General features: G+C 71.2%; 15 protein-coding genes. 10 read left to right on the forward strand and 5 right to left on the reverse strand.

The genetic code is table 11. The annotated features are described in order from the left end of the window. Window positions 1-4: 4 nt before the first annotated feature. From ACZ6D7_RS25520 to ACZ6D7_RS25535, 4 genes are all read left to right on the forward strand, one after another. Window positions 5-1459 carry a sensor histidine kinase gene (locus ACZ6D7_RS25520; RefSeq protein WP_469495010.1) on the forward strand — a complete coding sequence of 485 codons (1455 nt, stop codon included), beginning with the start codon at window positions 5-7 and terminating at the stop codon, window positions 1457-1459. Continuing rightward, the gene (locus tag ACZ6D7_RS25525) at window positions 1456-2133 is read left to right on the forward strand and encodes a response regulator (RefSeq protein ID WP_469495012.1); all 678 of its coding nucleotides are present in this window, start codon (window positions 1456-1458) and stop codon (window positions 2131-2133) included. Before ACZ6D7_RS25520 ends, ACZ6D7_RS25525 begins: the two co-directional genes overlap by 4 nt. Window positions 2134-2246: 113 nt before the next feature. Further along, window positions 2247-3608, forward strand: coding sequence for a sensor histidine kinase (locus ACZ6D7_RS25530; RefSeq protein ID WP_469495014.1), 1362 nt, complete (start codon window positions 2247-2249; stop codon window positions 3606-3608). Further along, entirely contained in the window at window positions 3605-4270 is a 666-nt protein-coding gene (locus ACZ6D7_RS25535) for a response regulator (protein WP_469495017.1), read from the forward strand. The genes ACZ6D7_RS25530 and ACZ6D7_RS25535 overlap by 4 nt, the downstream gene beginning before the upstream one ends. Window positions 4271-4278: 8 nt before the next feature. On the opposite strand, the gene ACZ6D7_RS25540 is transcribed toward ACZ6D7_RS25535, so the two are convergent. After that, entirely contained in the window at window positions 4279-4554 is a 276-nt protein-coding gene (locus tag ACZ6D7_RS25540) for a hypothetical protein (protein ID WP_469495020.1), read from the reverse strand. Window positions 4555-4721: 167 nt separating this feature from the next. Between ACZ6D7_RS25540 and ACZ6D7_RS25545 the strand changes: the two genes are divergently transcribed. The 3 genes from ACZ6D7_RS25545 to ACZ6D7_RS25555 all read left to right on the forward strand — a co-directional run bounded on the left by ACZ6D7_RS25545 (window position 4722) and on the right by ACZ6D7_RS25555 (window position 7433). Then, entirely contained in the window at window positions 4722-5282 is a 561-nt protein-coding gene (locus tag ACZ6D7_RS25545; protein WP_469495023.1) for an RICIN domain-containing protein, read from the forward strand. A 111-nt stretch (window positions 5283-5393) separates the two neighbouring features. Beyond that, the gene (locus tag ACZ6D7_RS25550) at window positions 5394-6161 is read left to right on the forward strand and encodes a leucine-rich repeat domain-containing protein (RefSeq protein WP_469495026.1); all 768 of its coding nucleotides are present in this window, start codon (window positions 5394-5396) and stop codon (window positions 6159-6161) included. Window positions 6162-6215: 54 nt separating this feature from the next. Next, the gene (locus tag ACZ6D7_RS25555) at window positions 6216-7433 is read left to right on the forward strand and encodes a cytochrome P450 (protein WP_469495028.1); all 1218 of its coding nucleotides are present in this window, start codon (window positions 6216-6218) and stop codon (window positions 7431-7433) included. 23 nt (window positions 7434-7456) lie between these two features. Here ACZ6D7_RS25555 and ACZ6D7_RS25560 read toward each other — a convergent pair whose 3' ends face one another. Then, on the reverse strand, window positions 7457-9025 hold the full coding sequence (locus ACZ6D7_RS25560) for an ABC transporter permease (protein WP_469495031.1): 1569 nt from the start codon (window positions 9023-9025) through the stop codon (window positions 7457-7459). Further along, entirely contained in the window at window positions 9022-9921 is a 900-nt protein-coding gene (locus tag ACZ6D7_RS25565) for an ABC transporter ATP-binding protein (protein ID WP_469495033.1), read from the reverse strand. Before ACZ6D7_RS25565 ends, ACZ6D7_RS25560 begins: the two co-directional genes overlap by 4 nt. Window positions 9922-10008: 87 nt before the next feature. Here ACZ6D7_RS25565 and ACZ6D7_RS25570 point away from each other — a divergent pair, with 87 nt between their 5' ends. Next, window positions 10009-10494: a GbsR/MarR family transcriptional regulator gene (locus tag ACZ6D7_RS25570; protein WP_469495035.1), complete on the forward strand. Its 486-nt coding sequence runs from the start codon at window positions 10009-10011 to the stop codon at window positions 10492-10494. Window positions 10495-10505: 11 nt separating this feature from the next. Here the strand turns inward: ACZ6D7_RS25570 and ACZ6D7_RS25575 are convergent, their stop codons facing one another. Beyond that, complete coding sequence (locus ACZ6D7_RS25575) at window positions 10506-12014, reverse strand: APC family permease (protein ID WP_469495038.1); 1509 nt, start codon at window positions 12012-12014, stop codon at window positions 10506-10508. A gap of 199 nt (window positions 12015-12213) precedes the next feature. On the opposite strand from ACZ6D7_RS25575, the gene ACZ6D7_RS25580 reads away from it, so the two are divergent. After that, window positions 12214-12825, forward strand: coding sequence for a Uma2 family endonuclease (locus ACZ6D7_RS25580; protein WP_469495041.1), 612 nt, complete (start codon window positions 12214-12216; stop codon window positions 12823-12825). A gap of 1 nt (window position 12826) precedes the next feature. On the opposite strand, the gene ACZ6D7_RS25585 is transcribed toward ACZ6D7_RS25580, so the two are convergent. Next, window positions 12827-13690, reverse strand: coding sequence for a diacylglycerol kinase (locus ACZ6D7_RS25585; RefSeq protein WP_469495044.1), 864 nt, complete (start codon window positions 13688-13690; stop codon window positions 12827-12829). A gap of 245 nt (window positions 13691-13935) precedes the next feature. Here ACZ6D7_RS25585 and ACZ6D7_RS25590 point away from each other — a divergent pair, with 245 nt between their 5' ends. Beyond that, on the forward strand, window positions 13936-15219 hold the full coding sequence (locus ACZ6D7_RS25590) for an adenylosuccinate synthase (RefSeq protein ID WP_469495047.1): 1284 nt from the start codon (window positions 13936-13938) through the stop codon (window positions 15217-15219). Window positions 15220-15308 lie beyond the last annotated feature (89 nt).

The raw sequence follows: 15308 nt of genomic DNA on the forward strand, positions 1-15308 counted from the left end.
GGTGATGCGGACGAACGGGGTGGAGAAGGTGTTGACCGGGGTGCAGAGCTGGGTGGTCCGGGCCCTGCGGATGCTGCGCGACGACCTGTGGACGGCCCGGGCCGACCCCCTTCCGCCCTCCGTCTGGCTGCGCTGGCTGCCGCACGGGCTGGTGTGCCTGGTCGCGTTCGGGACGACGGTCGCCAACCTCGACCAGATGGTCGACCGCTACCAGCTCGGCGTCCAGTACGGCACGCTGTGCGCGCTGGCGCAGGGCGGCGCGGTGCTGCTGGCGCTGTGGCGGCCGGTACCGGCCTGGTGGCTGTCGCTGGCGGTCTCGGTGCTGGTTGCACTGGGAGCCCGGGCAGAGATGTTCGCCGATCTCCACTCCGTCGGCGGCTGGTTGTGGGGCTCGCCGCGTCCGGCCCCGCACCCGGACCTGCCCGGCTGGCCGTGGGGTCCGCCCGGCCTGATCGCGCACTGCATGGTGCTGCTGCTGCTCGCCCTGCGGGTGCGCACCAGAGTGTCGGTCGAGGCGCTGGTCCTGACCGCGCTGCTCACGTACCTGGTCCAGGGAGGCATCGGCGGCGCGAACTACACGCCGACCGGTGTGCTGGCCGTGGCCCTGTTCGCCACCGTGGTGGTCATAGGCACCGCCCTGCGCGGTCGCCGCGAGGCCCGCAACCAGCTCGTCGAGCAGGCCGGCATCACCGCCGAGGAGCGCGCCCGCCGCACCCTGCTGGAAGAGCGCAACCGCATCGCGCGCGAACTGCACGACGTGGTCGCCCACCACATGTCGGTGATCTCCATCCAGGCGCAGGTCGCCCCGCACCTGGTGGAGAACCCGTCCGAGGAGCTGAGGGACAACCTCGCCGGCATCCGGCAGAACGCCCTGGAGGCGCTCGCCGAACTGCGCCGGGTGCTCGGCGTGCTGCGCTCGGAGAACCCCGACGACCCCTACGGCCTGGGCGCGGCCGGCACCGGCACCGCGCCGGACACCCCGCAGCCCACCCTCGACCGGCTCGACGCCCTCCTCGAGAACACCCGGGCCGCCGGGCTCGATGTCGTCGCCGTCGTCGAGGGCGAGGCGTCGGCGTATCCGCCGGGCGTGCAGCTGTCGGCGTACCGGATCGTGCAGGAGGGGCTCAGCAACACCCTGCGGCACGCGCCGGGTTCGGAGGTGCGGGTCGCCGTCCGCCATACCGCCGCCGGTCTCCACCTGGAGATCCTCAACTCCCGCCCGAGCGCGCCGGTGCGGCCCTCCCCGGGCGCGGGGCACGGACTGCTCGGCATGCGGGAACGGGCGGCGATGCTCGGCGGACACGTGGTGGCCCATCCGACACTGCACGGCGGCTTCCTGGTCTCGGCGTTCCTCCCGAAGGACGGCGTCGCGGCGCCCGACAGGGATCCGGGCACGCCGGCGGACCTGGAACTGATCTTTCCGGACGACCCGCCCCCGACAGGAGAAGACAGACGATGACGAGCGGCGACACCATCCGCGTACTGATCGCCGACGACCAGCAGATGGTCCGGCAGGGCTTCACCGTGCTGCTGAACACCCACCCGGGCATCGAGGTGATCGGGCAGGCGGTGGACGGGGTGGACGCGGTCACCCAGGTCGCCGAACTGACGCCGGACGTCGTGCTGATGGACATCCGGATGCCCGAGATGGGCGGCATCGAGGCCACCCACCGCATCACCGTCGCCCACCCTCACATCAAGGTCCTGGTGCTCACCACCTTCGACCTCGACGAGTACGTGTACGAGGCGCTGCGCGCCGGGGCGTCCGGGTTCCTGCTGAAGGACGCCTCGGCGGACCAGCTCGCCGAGGCGGTCCGGGTGGTGGCGGCCGGCGACGCGCTGCTCGCGCCCGGCATCACCCGCAAGCTGATCGCCGAGTTCTCCCGGCTGAACGGCACCCCGCGGCCCCCGCTGAAGGCGCGCGTCGGCGATCTCACCGAACGTGAGACGGAGGTGCTCACCCTGATCGCGCAGGGCCTGTCCAACGCGGAGATCGCCCGGCACCTGATCGTCGCCGAGCAGACCGTGAAGACGCATGTGGGCCGCATCCTGGTGAAGCTGGGCCTGCGGGACCGCACCCAGGCGGCGGTGTTCGCGTACGAGTCGGGGCTGGTGAGACCCTCGGGGTACTGAGTGGCGGCCGCTGTGGGGGCGTCCCGTCGGACCCGTAGTACTTGAGTCGGATGCGGCGGAACCCCTCTCACTGGTGACGACCGCGACCCGCTGTTCCGCCTACCGTTTCGCATGTGACCGATACGACGCAGACGCACACCACGCACCCGGACGACCCGGACGAGTCCTTCGAGGCCTACCGGCCGCGCAGCCCGGAGTTCCGGGCGGCTATGGACGCCCTGCGCGGGCTGCGGCAGGACCTGTTCCACGACGCCTTCGCCTACCGCCCGCTGCCCCGCAGGGAGCCCACCGGGCGGCTCACCCGCGGCCTGAAGGGCCGCAAGCGGGAGTACGCGACCTGGTCCCGGCACGCGTGGGTCGGGGCGGCCGGCGTGGTGGCGATGCTGACCGGATTCGTGGACGACGGCGACAGCGTGGTGGGCCTGCTGTCCGGCCTGCTCGCCCTGGCGCCGGTGCTGATGACGCTGGTCCGGCCGGTCGGCGCGTTCTGGCTGTCCCTCGCCTCGACCGCTGTGGTCGCCCTCATCGGCACGACGTACGGCAACTGGCCGTGGCTGCCCGGCAGTTTCATATCCCACCTGGCGGTGCTGACCGTCGTGGCGATCCGCACCCGCCCGCGCACGGCGGCGTGGATGTGGCTGGTCACGGCGTTCTACGGCTTCCTCGCCGAGACGGCCTTCGGCTGGGGCCACTACGCGACGAACGTCCCGCCCATGCTGATCCTGTCCGCGCTGATCCTGCTCGCCATCACCGTCTGGCACATCCGCCGGCAGGCTGAGGAGGAGGTGACGGCCCAGCAGTCGGTGACCGCGGTCGAGCGTTCCCGGCGCACGCTGCTGGAGGAGCGCACCACCATCGCCCGTGAGCTGCACGACGTGGTCGCCCACCACATGTCGGTGGTCGCCATCCAGGCGGAGGCCGCCCCCTACCGGGTGGAGAACCCGCCGGAGGAGCTGGAGAAGGCGTTCGCCACCATCCGGGAGAACGCGGTGGCGGCGCTCACGGAGCTGCGCCGGGTCCTGGGCGTGGTCCGCGCCGAGGACTACGAGGCCCCGGACACCCCGCAGCCCACCCTCGCCGAGCTGGACGGCCTGCTCGCCAATGTGCGCGAGACCGGCCTGGCCGTGGAGAAGACGGTGACCGGCGCGGTCCGTGAGCTTCCGCAGGGCGTGGAGCTGTCGGCGTACCGGATCGTGCAGGAGGCGTTGAGCAACACCCTGCGTCATGCGCCGGGCGCGAGTGCCCGGGTCGAGATCGGCTATGTGCTGGGCGGGCTCGGCCTGCGCGTCATCAACGATCCGCCGCCCAACCCGTCCCTGGTCAAGCCGTCGCCCGGCGCGGGACACGGCATCACGGGGATGCGCGAGCGGGTCACGATGCTGAACGGCGAGATGACGGCGGAGCCGACGCCGGCGGGCGGCTACGAGGTGACGGTGTTCCTGCCGGTGCCATCCGCGAGCGAGGGTGGAGCATGACGATCCGGGTACTGATAGCGGACGACCAGATGATGGTGCGCGAGGGCTTCTCGGTCCTGCTGAACGCGATGCCGGACATCGAGGTCGTCGGCGAGGCGGTCAACGGCCGCGAGGCGGTGGAGCGGGTCAGGGAACTCGCCCCCGACGTGGTCCTGATGGACATCCGGATGCCGGAGCTGAACGGCATAGAGGCGACCCGGGAGATCGTGGCGGCGGACGGCTCGGCGAAGGTCCTGGTGCTGACCACCTTCGACCTGGACGAGTACGTCTACCAGGCGCTGCGGGCGGGAGCCTCCGGCTTCCTCCTCAAGGACGCGTCGGCCCGCCAGCTGGCGGACGGGGTACGCGTGGTGGCGTCCGGCGAGGCCCTCCTCGCCCCCTCCGTCACCAGACGTCTGATCACCGAGTTCTCCAAGCTCACGGACGTCCCCCGGCTGCCGTCCACCGCGCAGGGGTCCTACGGCGATCTGACCGAACGCGAGACGGAGGTCCTGGTCCTGATCGCCCACGGTCTGTCGAACGTCGAGATCGCGGGCCGGCTGGTGGTCGCGGAGTCCACGATCAAGACGCACGTCAGCAGGATCCTGGTGAAGCTGGGCCTGCGGGACCGCACCCAGGCGGCGGTCTTCGCCTACGAGGCACGGCTGGTGACGCCGGGGTAGTTCACCGGTCAGACCGGATGGTCCGGCGGTCGGCCCAGGTCGGGAGCATCCCGGACGTAGTTGTCCCCGTAGAGCGTGCTCATCGCCCAGTGCCACGACGTGTCGTGGAAGACGAGCCCGCGGCAACGGGTGCCGGGGGGCTCGTAGTCGTACCAGTCCAGGGCCGCCGCCCATGACTCCGTCAGGGACATCCCCCCGTACCTGCGCATGATCCAGGCATAGGCCCGGCGCTCCGACTGCAAATACGCGCGGTACTCGTCCTCGTCCCACTCCGGCCACGACATACGGAAGTTGGTCCTCGTCTATCCGAACCGTCGGAGGAAGACCGCGGTCACGATGGGTCACCCTTCAAGCTCCGCAGCACGCTCCGGACGAGCTTCGCGCTCGCGTCCGGTGCCCGTGCAGACGATCGTAATAGGTAGCAGCAGGACGCGCCTTGATCGTTTCTGCGGTGAATCCGCTGCTCCGGACGGGTGAGTGGCCCTCCCGGAAGCTGCCGGCCGCCGTCGTCGTCCCGCTGCATCACGTACATGATCAAAAAACTTGCGCGCGGCATTCCCGCGCTCGCGCTGACCGCCCTGCCCCTGCTCGCCACGGCGTCCCCCGTCCACGCGGCGGCCCCCGCCGTCGAGCGGGTGGCTACTTCCAGATCACCACGTTCCTGAACGGCAAGTGCCTGGCCTCCAACGGCGACAACGTCGAGGTGCAGACCTGCAACCGGGGCACCGGCAACCAGCTCTGGTACTGGGAGGGCCAGAAGATCGTCAACGTCGCCGAGCTGCACTGTCTCGACGTCCGGCACGGCGAGCTGAACGGCGCGGTCCAGGCGGTCGGCGACTGCCACGGCCTGGCCAACCAGCGCTGGCGGAAGGAGGGCGACTGGTTGCGCACCGAGGTCAACGACCAGTGCCTGAGCATCCAGAACAACGGCGATCCGAGGGAGCACGCGGGCATCAACGTCCGTAACTGCGGCGGCAACGCCTGGCAGTTCTGGAGGATGCCGGCGTCCTGACGCGGCTCGGCTGCCCGAACCGCGGGAGGCCGGCCGACCGCTTGCTGTCGCGGGCGGCTCGGCCTCCGGTCGCCGTGGTCCGCCTCCACGCGCCCGACTAGGTTGTGCGGCATGACCGAGGGTGGGGAACCGAAGGTGTTCACGAACCGCTGGGCCGATGCCGGGGGTCCGGCGGGGGAGGCGCCCAGCCGGGACAGGTGCGACTGCCTGCCGCGGAGCAGGAGCGTCCCGCCGCCGAGGGAACCGAGGTTCCACACCGAGCGGCAGGACACGTCGGCCCCCGGCTGGCGGCGGCTCCTCGACCTCGTGGAGGAGGCGGCCGCCGACGGGCGCGAGGTGTTCAAGCCGCTGGTGGAACTGACGGCGGAGGAACGGCGGCAGGTGATCACCCTGCCGCCGACCATCGCCAAGCTGAAGGCGGTACGGCACCTGGTGCTCTACGGCAGCAATCTCGTCCGGCTGCCGCCCGAGATCGGCGCGATGGAGAGCCTGGAGGAGTTCAGCCCGTACACCTCGTACCGGCTGCACTGGTTCCCGTACGAGCTGACCCGGTGCCGGAAGCTGCGGAGCAGCACGGTCAGCACGCGGGCGGTCTACGGCAACTACAAGTACCGCCCGCCGTTCCCCGCGCTCGGGCCGACGGCGTTCGAGGCCGAGCCGGTCCGCGCGTGCAGCGTCTGCGCCGGCCCGCTGCCCCCGTCGGGGCCGGCGGACCAGGTCTGGATCTCCCTGGTCGTCGCCACGGACGTACTGCCGCTCCTGGTCAACGCGTGCTCGCGGTCCTGCGTCGACGCGCTCCCCGAGCCCGCCGCCCACCACGTCCCCACCCCCCACCGAGGCGGCCCGGCGGTCCTCCAGCCACCCCCGGGCCGTTCCTGATTCCCGCCCCCTGCCCCCCTGGTCACCGGCCCGGAGACCGGTTAGCGTCCGTGCATGGCAGCAGTCGACGACCTTCGTTTCGATCCCTGGGACTCCGCGTTCGTGGCCGATCCGTATCCGGCGTACGCCGAGCTGCGGGGGCGGGGGCGGGTGGTCTACTACGAGCCGACCGATCAGTGGCTCGTGCCGCAGCACGCGGACGTGTCGGCGCTGCTGCGGGAGCGGCGGCTGGGGCGGACGTATCAGCACCGGTTCACGCACGAGGACTTCGGCCGCACCGCGCCGCCCGCCGAGCACGAGCCGTTCCACACGCTCAACGATCACGGGATGCTCGATCTGGAGCCGCCGGACCACACCCGGATCCGGCGTCTGGTGTCGAAGGCGTTCACGCCCCGGACGGTCGAGCGGCTCAAGCCCTATGTGGCCGGCCTCGCCGGGGAGCTGGTGGATCGGCTGATGGAGGCGGGCGGCGGGGATCTGCTCGCCGATGTCGCCGAGCCGCTGCCCGTCGCCGTGATCGCCGAGATGCTGGGGATCCCGGAGGCCGACCGGGCGCCGCTGCGGCCCTGGTCGGCGGACATCTGCGGGATGTACGAGCTGAGCCCCTCGCAGGAGACGGCGGCTAGGGCCGTCCGGGCCTCCGTCGAGTTCTCCGACTACCTGCGCGAGCTGATCGCCGCCCGCCGCAAGGAGCCGGGCGACGACCTGATCTCCGGGCTGATCGAGGCGCACGACGAGGGCGACCGGCTCACCGAGCAGGAGATGATCTCCACGGCCGTGCTGCTGCTGAACGCCGGGCACGAGGCGACCGTCAACGCCACGGTCAACGGCTGGTGGGCGCTGTTCCGCCATCCCGAGCAGCTTGCCGCCCTGCGCGCCGATCACTCACTGGTCCCCTCCGCCGTGGAGGAGCTGATGCGCTACGACACCCCGCTCCAGCTCTTCGAGCGGTGGGTGCTGGACGACATCGAGATCGACGGCACGACGATCCCGAGGGGCGCCGAGATCGCCATGCTCTTCGGGTCCGCCAACCACGACCCGGCCGTCTTCGACCGCCCCGAGCGGCTCGATCTCAGCCGCGCCGACAACCCGCACATCTCCTTCAGCGCCGGCATCCACTACTGCATCGGCGCCCCCCTGGCCCGGATCGAGCTGGCCGCCTCGATGACGGCCCTCCTGGAGCGCGCCCCCACCCTCGCCCTCGCCGCCGAGCCCCGCCGCAAGCCGAACTTCGTGATCCGGGGGCTGGAGGGGCTCGACGTAACGGTGTGACGCCCGGGCGGGAAGCGAACCGCTCAGGTGCTCATGTCCCGTCGGCGCAGACCCGCCAGGCCCCCGGCCACCAGCACCACCGCGAGCGCCGTCAGCACCAGCACCGGCCGCCACTCCATCCCGCCGCCCGGCAGCTTGGGCAGGTGGCCGAAGGGGGACAGGTCCAGCACGGCCTGCGGGGCGTCCAGGGCCGGTCCGACCCAGCCGATCAGCAGGGCCGCGCCCGCCACGCCCCACGCGGCGGGCGCGAGGCGCGGGGCCGTGCCGTGGAGCAGGACCGCGAGGCCGCCGATCACCCACACCGCCGGGAGCTGCACCAGGCAGGCGCCCAGGATCGGCCCCGCGTTCTCGCCGTGGCCGGCCACGAAGCCGAGGCCCGCGAGGAGCATGATCAGGGCCGCGCCGCCGAAGGCGATCAGCAGATGGCCGGCGGCCCAGCGCAGTCGCCCGACCGCGTTCGCCAGCACCGGTTCCGCGCGCGCCGAGGTCTCCTCGCCGTGCAGCCGCAGCACCGATCCGACGACGTACAGGGAGGCGATCAGGCCCAGCATGCCGATCATCGAGGCGAGGAAGGCGTCCGTGAGCCCCGACTGCCCGCCCATCCGCTCGAAGATCTCGCGGGCCCGGTCGTTGTCCCGGACCAGGTCGGCGGCGCCGTCCGTCAGCCCGCCGTAGACCACGCCGGCGAGCAGGAAGCCGATGCCCCAGCCGGCCACGGAACCCCGCTGGAGCCGCCAGGCCAGCGCGCCCGCCGAGCCCAGCCGCCCGGACGCCGGTCCCGGCCGGGTCGGCAGAAAGCTCATGCCGACGTCCCGGCGCCCGGCCAGCCCGTACGCGACCGCCGCCTGGAGGGCGATCGCCCCGGCGAACAGGGCCAGTACCCACCAGCGTTCGCCGGCGTACGGCCGCAGGTTCTCCAGCCAGCCGAGCGGTGACAGCCAGGTCAGCGGAGAGGAGCCGTCGTCCCGTGCCGAATCGCCCGCCGCGCGCAGCACGAAGGCCGCGCCGAGCACCGCCGCCGTCAGCCCCCGGGCCAGCCGCGCGCTCTGCGTGAGCTGCGCGACGATCGCGGCCATGGTCGCGAACAGCAGCCCGACCCCGGCGAGCCCCAGCCCGAAGGCCACGGCCCCCGCCGCCCCCCGGCCCGCCAGGCCCGCCGTGACCAGCAGCGCCAGGACGCCGTTCGCGACGCCCGCCGCCAGCAGCGCCGCCGCCAGCGAGGCACGGCGGCCGACCACGCCGGAGGCGATCAGCTCCTGACGGCCGCTCTCCTCCTCGTCGCGGGTGTGCCGTACGACGATCAGCAGGCTGGTCACGGCGGCGAGCGCGCCCGCGTACACACCGACCCGCCAGGCGGTGAGCGCGCCGACGGAGTCGTCGAAGACCGGGCCGATCAGCGCGCGCAGGGAGGCGTTGGTGTCCAGCTGGCGGACCAGGTCCGCGCGGTCGGCGGGGGTGGCGTACAGGCCCTCCAGGGTGTTCGGCATGGAGAGGACCATCAGGGCGTTGACGGCCACCCAGACGGGGATCATGAGCCGGTCGCGGCCGAGCGCGAAGCGCAGCAGCGTGCCGGTGCCGGCGAGGGCGGTCATCGCGCCGCCACCTCGTCGTCCTGGTAGTGGCGCAGGAACAGTTCCTCCAGCGTCGGCGGCGTCGACGTCAGCGACCGTACGCCGGACGCGGTCAACGACCGCAGCACGGCGTCGAGTCCGTCGGTGTCGACCTGCAACTTCACCCGGTTCCCCCGGACGTCGAGGTCGTGCACGCCGGGCAGGTGCGCCAGCCCGTTGGGGGTGCCCGCGAGTTCGGCCGTCACGCTGGTGCGGGTGAGGTGGCGCAGGTCGGCGAGGGAGCCCGTCTCGACGGTGCGGCCCTTGCGGATGATGCTGACGCGGTCGCACAGCTCCTCGACCTCGCTGAGGATGTGCGAGGAGAGCAGGACCGTCCGGCCCTTCGCCCGCTCCTCCTCGACACAGCGCCGGAAGACCTCCTCCATCAGCGGGTCCAGGCCGGAGGTCGGCTCGTCCAGGATGAGCAGGTCGACGTCCGAGGCGAACGCGGCGACCAGGGCGACCTTCTGCCGGTTGCCCTTGGAGTAGGTGCGGCCCTTTTTCGTCGGGTCGAGTTCGAAGCGGTCGACCAGTTCGGCGCGGCGGGCCGGGTCCAGGCCCCCGCGCAGTCGGCCGTAGAGGTCGATGACCTCGCCGCCGGACAGGTTCCGCCACAGGGTGACGTCCCCGGGGACGTACGCGATCCGGCGGTGCACCTCGACCGCGTCGGCCCACGGGTCGCGGCCCAGGACCCGCGCGGCGCCGGAGTCGGCGCGCAGCAGGCCGAGCAGGACGCGGATGGTGGTGGATTTGCCGGAGCCGTTGGGGCCGAGGAAGCCGTGCACCTCGCCGGAGGCGACCTCCAGGTCGAGGCCGTCGAGCGCGTGGGTGCGGCCGAAGGACTTGTGCAGTCCCGACACCGTGATGGCCTTGGTCATGCCCCCGAACGTACGCTTCTTTCAGAAATTTGTGAAGTTAAGGAAGCGCGTGAATCGCCGTTAGGATGAGGCCATGAGGTCGAGGCCATGAGCGAGAACGGGCGGGACCCGGAGGCGGTGTCGAGGTTCGTCGAGTCCTTCGCGGCGCAGCTCGTCGAGGCCGGGATGCAGCGCATGCCCGCCCGGGTGTTCGCCGCGCTGCTCTCCTCCGACGAGGGCGCGATGAGCTCCGCCGAGCTGGGCGAACAGCTGCGGATCAGCCCCGCGGCGGTCTCCGGCGCGGTGCGCTACCTCGCCCAGACGCACATGGTGGCGCGCGAGCGGGAGCCCGGTTCGCGCCGGGAGCGCTACCGGGTGCACGGCGACCAGTGGTACGAGGCCCTGACCAACCGCGAGGCCGTCATCAAGCGCTGGGAGGGCGCCCTGCGCGAGGGCGTCGCCAGCCTCGGCGCCGACACGCCCGCGGGCCGCCGCATGGCCGAGACCCTCGCCTTCTTCGAGTTCATCGAGGGCGAGGTCTCGGCCATGATGGAACGCTGGAAGGTCCACCGGGAGCAGCTCTTCGGGAGCTGACCCCCCGCGGATCAGCGCTCCTTGGTCTCCTCCAGCACCGTCCGCCCCAGCAGCCGGTACCGGGCCGGGTCCCGCCGCTTCAGGTACTGCGCGTAGCCGACGCCGCCCACCGCGATCAGGGCGATGATCCACGGCGTCGCCCTCAGCAGCAGCGAACCGGACTCCGGGCCGGCCGCGACGCCCATGTTGGACACCAGCAGCGCCACCACGGCGAGCATCGCGACCCCGCCGAGCAGCGGGGCGGTGAAGGTCCTGAACCAGTGGCGGCTCTCGGGGTGGTGCGAGCGGAAGTACACCAGCACCGCGAACGAGCAGACGGCCTGCACCACCAGGATCGCCATGGTGCCGAGGATGGCCAGCAGCACGTACGTCCCCGTGTACGGGTCCTTGCCCGCCGCCCAGAACGCGCCGAGCAGCACCGCGGTGACCGCCGTCTGCGCCAGGCCCGCGATGTGCGGGGAGCCGTGCCGGGCGTGGGTGCGGCCGACGGTGCGCTGGAGCGAGGGCAGGACGCCCTCCCGGCCCAGGGCGTACATGTAGCGGGCGGCGCAGTTGTGGAAGGCCATGCCGCAGGCGAGCGAGCCGGTGATCATCAGCCACTGCATGACGACGACCGCCCAGTGGCCGACGTATTCCTCGGTCGGGTTGAAGAAGAGGGCCAGCGGGTCGGCGGTGGCGACCTTCACGGCCTCCGCCTCGCCGGTGCCCGAGATGGCCATCCAGGAGACGAAGACGTAGAAGACGCCGACGCCGAGCACCGAGATCATCGTCGCCTTGGGGATGATCTTCTTCGGGTTGCGGGACTCCTCGCCGTACATCGCCGTCGACTCGAAGCCGACCCAGGACCAGAAGGCGAAGAACAGTCCGAGACCGGCGGACGTGCCCTGGAAGGCGTTGACCGGGTTCACCGGGTCGAGGCCGAAGCCGTCCGGGCCGCCGCCGTGCAGGGCGACCGAGACCGCCATCGCCGCGAGGATCGTCACCTCGGTGGCGAGCAGCACGACGAGCAGCTTCTCGGCCACCGAGACGCCGAACCAGGTGCCCATCGCGTTGATCGCGAGCATCAGGACCGCGAACGCCCACCACGGGATGTGCAGACCGGTCTGGTCCTTGAGGGTGTCGGTGGCGAAGGTGGAGAAGATGCCGATCAGGGCCGGCTCGAAGACCACGTACGCGAAGGTCGCCAGCAGGCCCGAGGCGAGGCCGACCGAGCGGCCGAGGCCGTAGGAGATGAAGCCGTAGAAGGCGCCCGTCGACGTGATGTGCTTCGCCATCGAGGTGAAGCCGACGGAAAAGATTGCCAGGACGACCATTGCGACGAGATAGCTCGCCGGGGCGCCGATGCCGTTGCCGGCCGACACCATGAACGGCACGTTGCCCGTCATCGCGGTGATCGGCGCGGCCGTCGCGACGGCCATGAAGACCACGCCGAGCAGGCCCACGGCGTTGGGCTTCAGCCGGTGTACCGCCCCTTGGTCCGTTGCGTCCGCCGCCGGGGCGACGCCCTCGTCCACTGCCATCGGGTGGCCCTTCCCTGAGCGTTCGCGGGCCGCAGCCACGCCTTGATGCAGCAGGATGGTGCAGTTTCGATGAGTCCTTCAAGGGGCTGGGACGGTTAAATATTTGTCACCAGACCTTTAGGGCGTGATGGCGCGAACAGAGTGTGTGCGAGGCGCTACTCTGGGTTGCGGCTGGTTCGCGGCAAGGGGAGGGCGCATCATGACACTTATGGCAGAGCGACCGGTGATCAGCGGCACCAAGCCTCGCAGCGGGTTCGAGGAGCTTCTGGACCTCCTCGACGAGCTGAGCGTGCCCGACGGCTACAAGGCCGAGATCGTCAGGGGGAGCATCGTCGTGTCGCCGTGGTCGAAGGGGTTCTACACCCGCGTCATGAAGCTGGTGTGCAACCAGTTGGAGGGATACCTCCCCGAAGGTCACATGATCGAGCGGGCTCCGGACTTGTTCGTGTTCCCCGGGGTCGAGCGCGCCTACGGACCGGATATCCATGCCGCGCACGAGCAGACGTACGAGACGGACAGCAATCACCTGGACGGAGAGGGTCTGTCCTTCGTGGCTGAACTGACCTCGGCCTCCACCAGGCGTGAGGACCTCACGGACAAGGTTGAGGTGTACGGGAAGGTCGGTGTCCCCGTCTACCTGATCCTCGACATGCAGGAGGAGGAGGCCATCGTCTACGGTTCCCCCTCCACGAAGGGCTATGAGGTCCGCTTCAGCAAGCCCTTCGGCGAGAAGCTCTACATCCCCGATCCGTTCGGCTGCCCCCTCGACACGACCGGCTTCCAGCGGCCCGAGAAGGACGACGAGGCGTGACTCATCCTTCAGAGGGCAGCATCAGCCCCAGTGCCCCCTCGCGCACCGTCCACGTCCGCCGCCGTACCGGTCCCGCGACCGCCGCGTCCGCCCGGTAGCGGAAGTCCGCCCCGGAGACGGCCACGATCCGCCCCCGGGCCTGAAGGGGCGCCGCCTCCGCGCCCACCGACAGCGGCCGGACCACCACGTCCGCCGTGCCGGAGGGGCCCGGGGTCACGGACACCGCCTCCACCGGCTGGTCGAGGTCGACCAGCGTCACCCCGTCCACCTCGATCCGCAGCCGGGCCGGGCCGGGCGACGGCGGGGCCGAGGCCACCCGGGACGGCCGGGCGGACCGCGCGGGCCGGGAGGGCGCGAGGGTGCGGACGAGGGACTGGAGCCACGGCCGCCCGTGCGGCTCCGCGGCGGACGCCTCCGCCCCCACCGGGAGCGGCGGGATCCGCAGCGCGCCCAGCACCACCCCGTCGCTGTCGTCCACCAGCACGTCCAGCCGCCGCTCGGCGCCGTCCAGGACGGCCCGGGCCGCCGCCACCGCGCCCGTGGGCACCCCCAGGGCGTGCGCGACGCCCAGCATGGTGCCCACCGGCACCACCGACAGCACACATCCGGCCAGTTCCCGCTGCCGGTGCAGCAGGGCCACCGTCCGCACCAGCGCGCGGTCGTCACCGATCACCACCGGCCGCCGCGAACCCCGCCGCTGGAGCACCCGGGCGAACTCCTCGGGACTCTCCGGCAGACAGACCTTCGTACTCGCCGCACCCGCGCCGAGCACGTCTTTCGCGATCCGCACGGACTCTCCGTCGGCCCTCCGGGCGACCGGATCGATGATCACCAGCAGCTGGTCCGGCGTCGCGAAAGTCGCCACCTCGGTCCTGCCTCGCTTCCTCGGGTAGCATCTTTGTGCAAGAGCCCCTTGCGCTATTGCGCCAGGGGCTTCGTCTATTCCGGGGCATCCGGGTCCGACGGTGTGCGACCGGCGACGGTCGCGGTGCGGCCAACGACGGTCGCCGAGCTGCGGCCAACGACGGTCGCGGTGCACGCGGTGGTGTGAAAAGCCTCCGCGTACGCCCCTGACCTTGGACATGCCCCACCCGGAAGGGGTGTACGCGCGTGCCCGCACTTGTGCTGCTCGGTGCTCAGTGGGGTGACGAAGGCAAGGGAAAGGCCACCGATCTCCTTGGTGGTTCGGTGGACTACGTAGTGCGCTATCAGGGCGGCAACAACGCCGGCCACACGGTCGTCGTCGGTGACCAGAAGTACGCACTTCACCTCCTCCCTTCCGGGATCCTCTCGCCCGGCTGTACGCCGGTCATCGGAAACGGCGTCGTCGTCGACCCCTCGGTCCTGCTCTCCGAGCTGAGCGGTCTGAACGAGCGCGGAGTCGACACGTCGAAGCTGCTCATCAGCGGCAACGCGCACATCATCACGCCCTACAACGTCACTGTCGACAAGGTGACGGAACGCTTCCTCGGAAAGCGCAAGATCGGCACCACCGGGCGCGGTATCGGTCCGACATACTCGGACAAGATCAACCGGGTCGGCATCCGCGTCCAGGACCTCTACGACGAGTCGATCCTCACCCAGAAGGTGGAGGCGGCGCTCGACGTCAAGAACCAGCTGCTGACCAAGCTCTACAACCGCCGCGCCATCGCCGTCGACCAGGTCGTCGGCGAGCTGCTGGAGTACGCGGAGAAGCTGCGGCCGTACGTCGCCGACACGGTCCTGGTCCTCAACCAGGCCCTGGAGGAGAACAAGGTCGTCCTGTTCGAGGGTGGCCAGGGCACGCTCCTCGACATCGACCACGGCACGTACCCCTTCGTCACCTCGTCGAACCCGACCGCGGGCGGCGCCTGCACCGGCGCCGGCGTGGGCCCGACGAAGATCAGCCGGGTCATCGGCATCCTCAAGGCGTACACGACCCGTGTCGGCGCCGGCCCCTTCCCGACCGAGCTGTTCGACGCGGACGGCGAGGCGCTGCGCCGGATCGGCGGCGAGCGGGGCGTGACGACCGGCCGGGACCGTCGCTGCGGCTGGTTCGACGCGGTCATCGCCCGCTACGCGACCCGCGTGAACGGCCTGACCGACTTCTTCCTCACCAAGCTCGACGTCCTCACCGGCTGGGAGGAGATCCCGGTCTGCGTGGCGTACGAGATCGACGGCAGGCGCGTCGAGGAACTCCCGTACTCCCAGTCGGACTTCCACCACGCGAAGCCGATCTACGAGACCCTGCCGGGCTGGTCCGAGGACATCACGAAGGCCAAGTCGTTCTCCGATCTGCCGAAGAACGCCCAGAACTACGTGAAGGCGCTGGAGGAGATGTCCGGCGCTCCGATCTCCGCGATCGGCGTGGGTCCGGGCCGGGACGAGACGATCGAGATCAACTCGTTCCTGTAGGCCACCCGGCCACCCGGCCACCCGGCAGCACGTCGCCCTGTACCGGTCGCCGGTGAAACCGCTTGCCCCCCGTCGATCGTCTGCTTTCT

It is taken from the genome of Streptomyces sp. NPDC041784 (assembly GCF_055591025.1).

What these genes read in the sequence shown, in the direction of transcription:
- ACZ6D7_RS25520 (WP_469495010.1), top strand. Translation starts at nt 5, where the DNA reads ATGCGGACGAACGGGGTGGAGAAGGTGTTGACCGGGGTGCAGAGCTGG.
- ACZ6D7_RS25525 (WP_469495012.1), top strand. Translation starts at nt 1,456, where the DNA reads ATGACGAGCGGCGACACCATCCGCGTACTGATCGCCGACGACCAGCAG.
- ACZ6D7_RS25535 (WP_469495017.1), top strand. Translation starts at nt 3,605, where the DNA reads ATGACGATCCGGGTACTGATAGCGGACGACCAGATGATGGTGCGCGAG.
- ACZ6D7_RS25540 (WP_469495020.1), bottom strand. Translation starts at nt 4,554, where the DNA reads ATGTCGTGGCCGGAGTGGGACGAGGACGAGTACCGCGCGTATTTGCAG.
- ACZ6D7_RS25550 (WP_469495026.1), top strand. Translation starts at nt 5,394, where the DNA reads ATGACCGAGGGTGGGGAACCGAAGGTGTTCACGAACCGCTGGGCCGAT.
- ACZ6D7_RS25555 (WP_469495028.1), top strand. Translation starts at nt 6,216, where the DNA reads ATGGCAGCAGTCGACGACCTTCGTTTCGATCCCTGGGACTCCGCGTTC.
- ACZ6D7_RS25560 (WP_469495031.1), bottom strand. Translation starts at nt 9,025, where the DNA reads ATGACCGCCCTCGCCGGCACCGGCACGCTGCTGCGCTTCGCGCTCGGC.
- ACZ6D7_RS25565 (WP_469495033.1), bottom strand. Translation starts at nt 9,921, where the DNA reads ATGACCAAGGCCATCACGGTGTCGGGACTGCACAAGTCCTTCGGCCGC.
- ACZ6D7_RS25570 (WP_469495035.1), top strand. Translation starts at nt 10,009, where the DNA reads ATGAGCGAGAACGGGCGGGACCCGGAGGCGGTGTCGAGGTTCGTCGAG.
- ACZ6D7_RS25575 (WP_469495038.1), bottom strand. Translation starts at nt 12,014, where the DNA reads ATGGCAGTGGACGAGGGCGTCGCCCCGGCGGCGGACGCAACGGACCAA.
- ACZ6D7_RS25580 (WP_469495041.1), top strand. Translation starts at nt 12,214, where the DNA reads ATGACACTTATGGCAGAGCGACCGGTGATCAGCGGCACCAAGCCTCGC.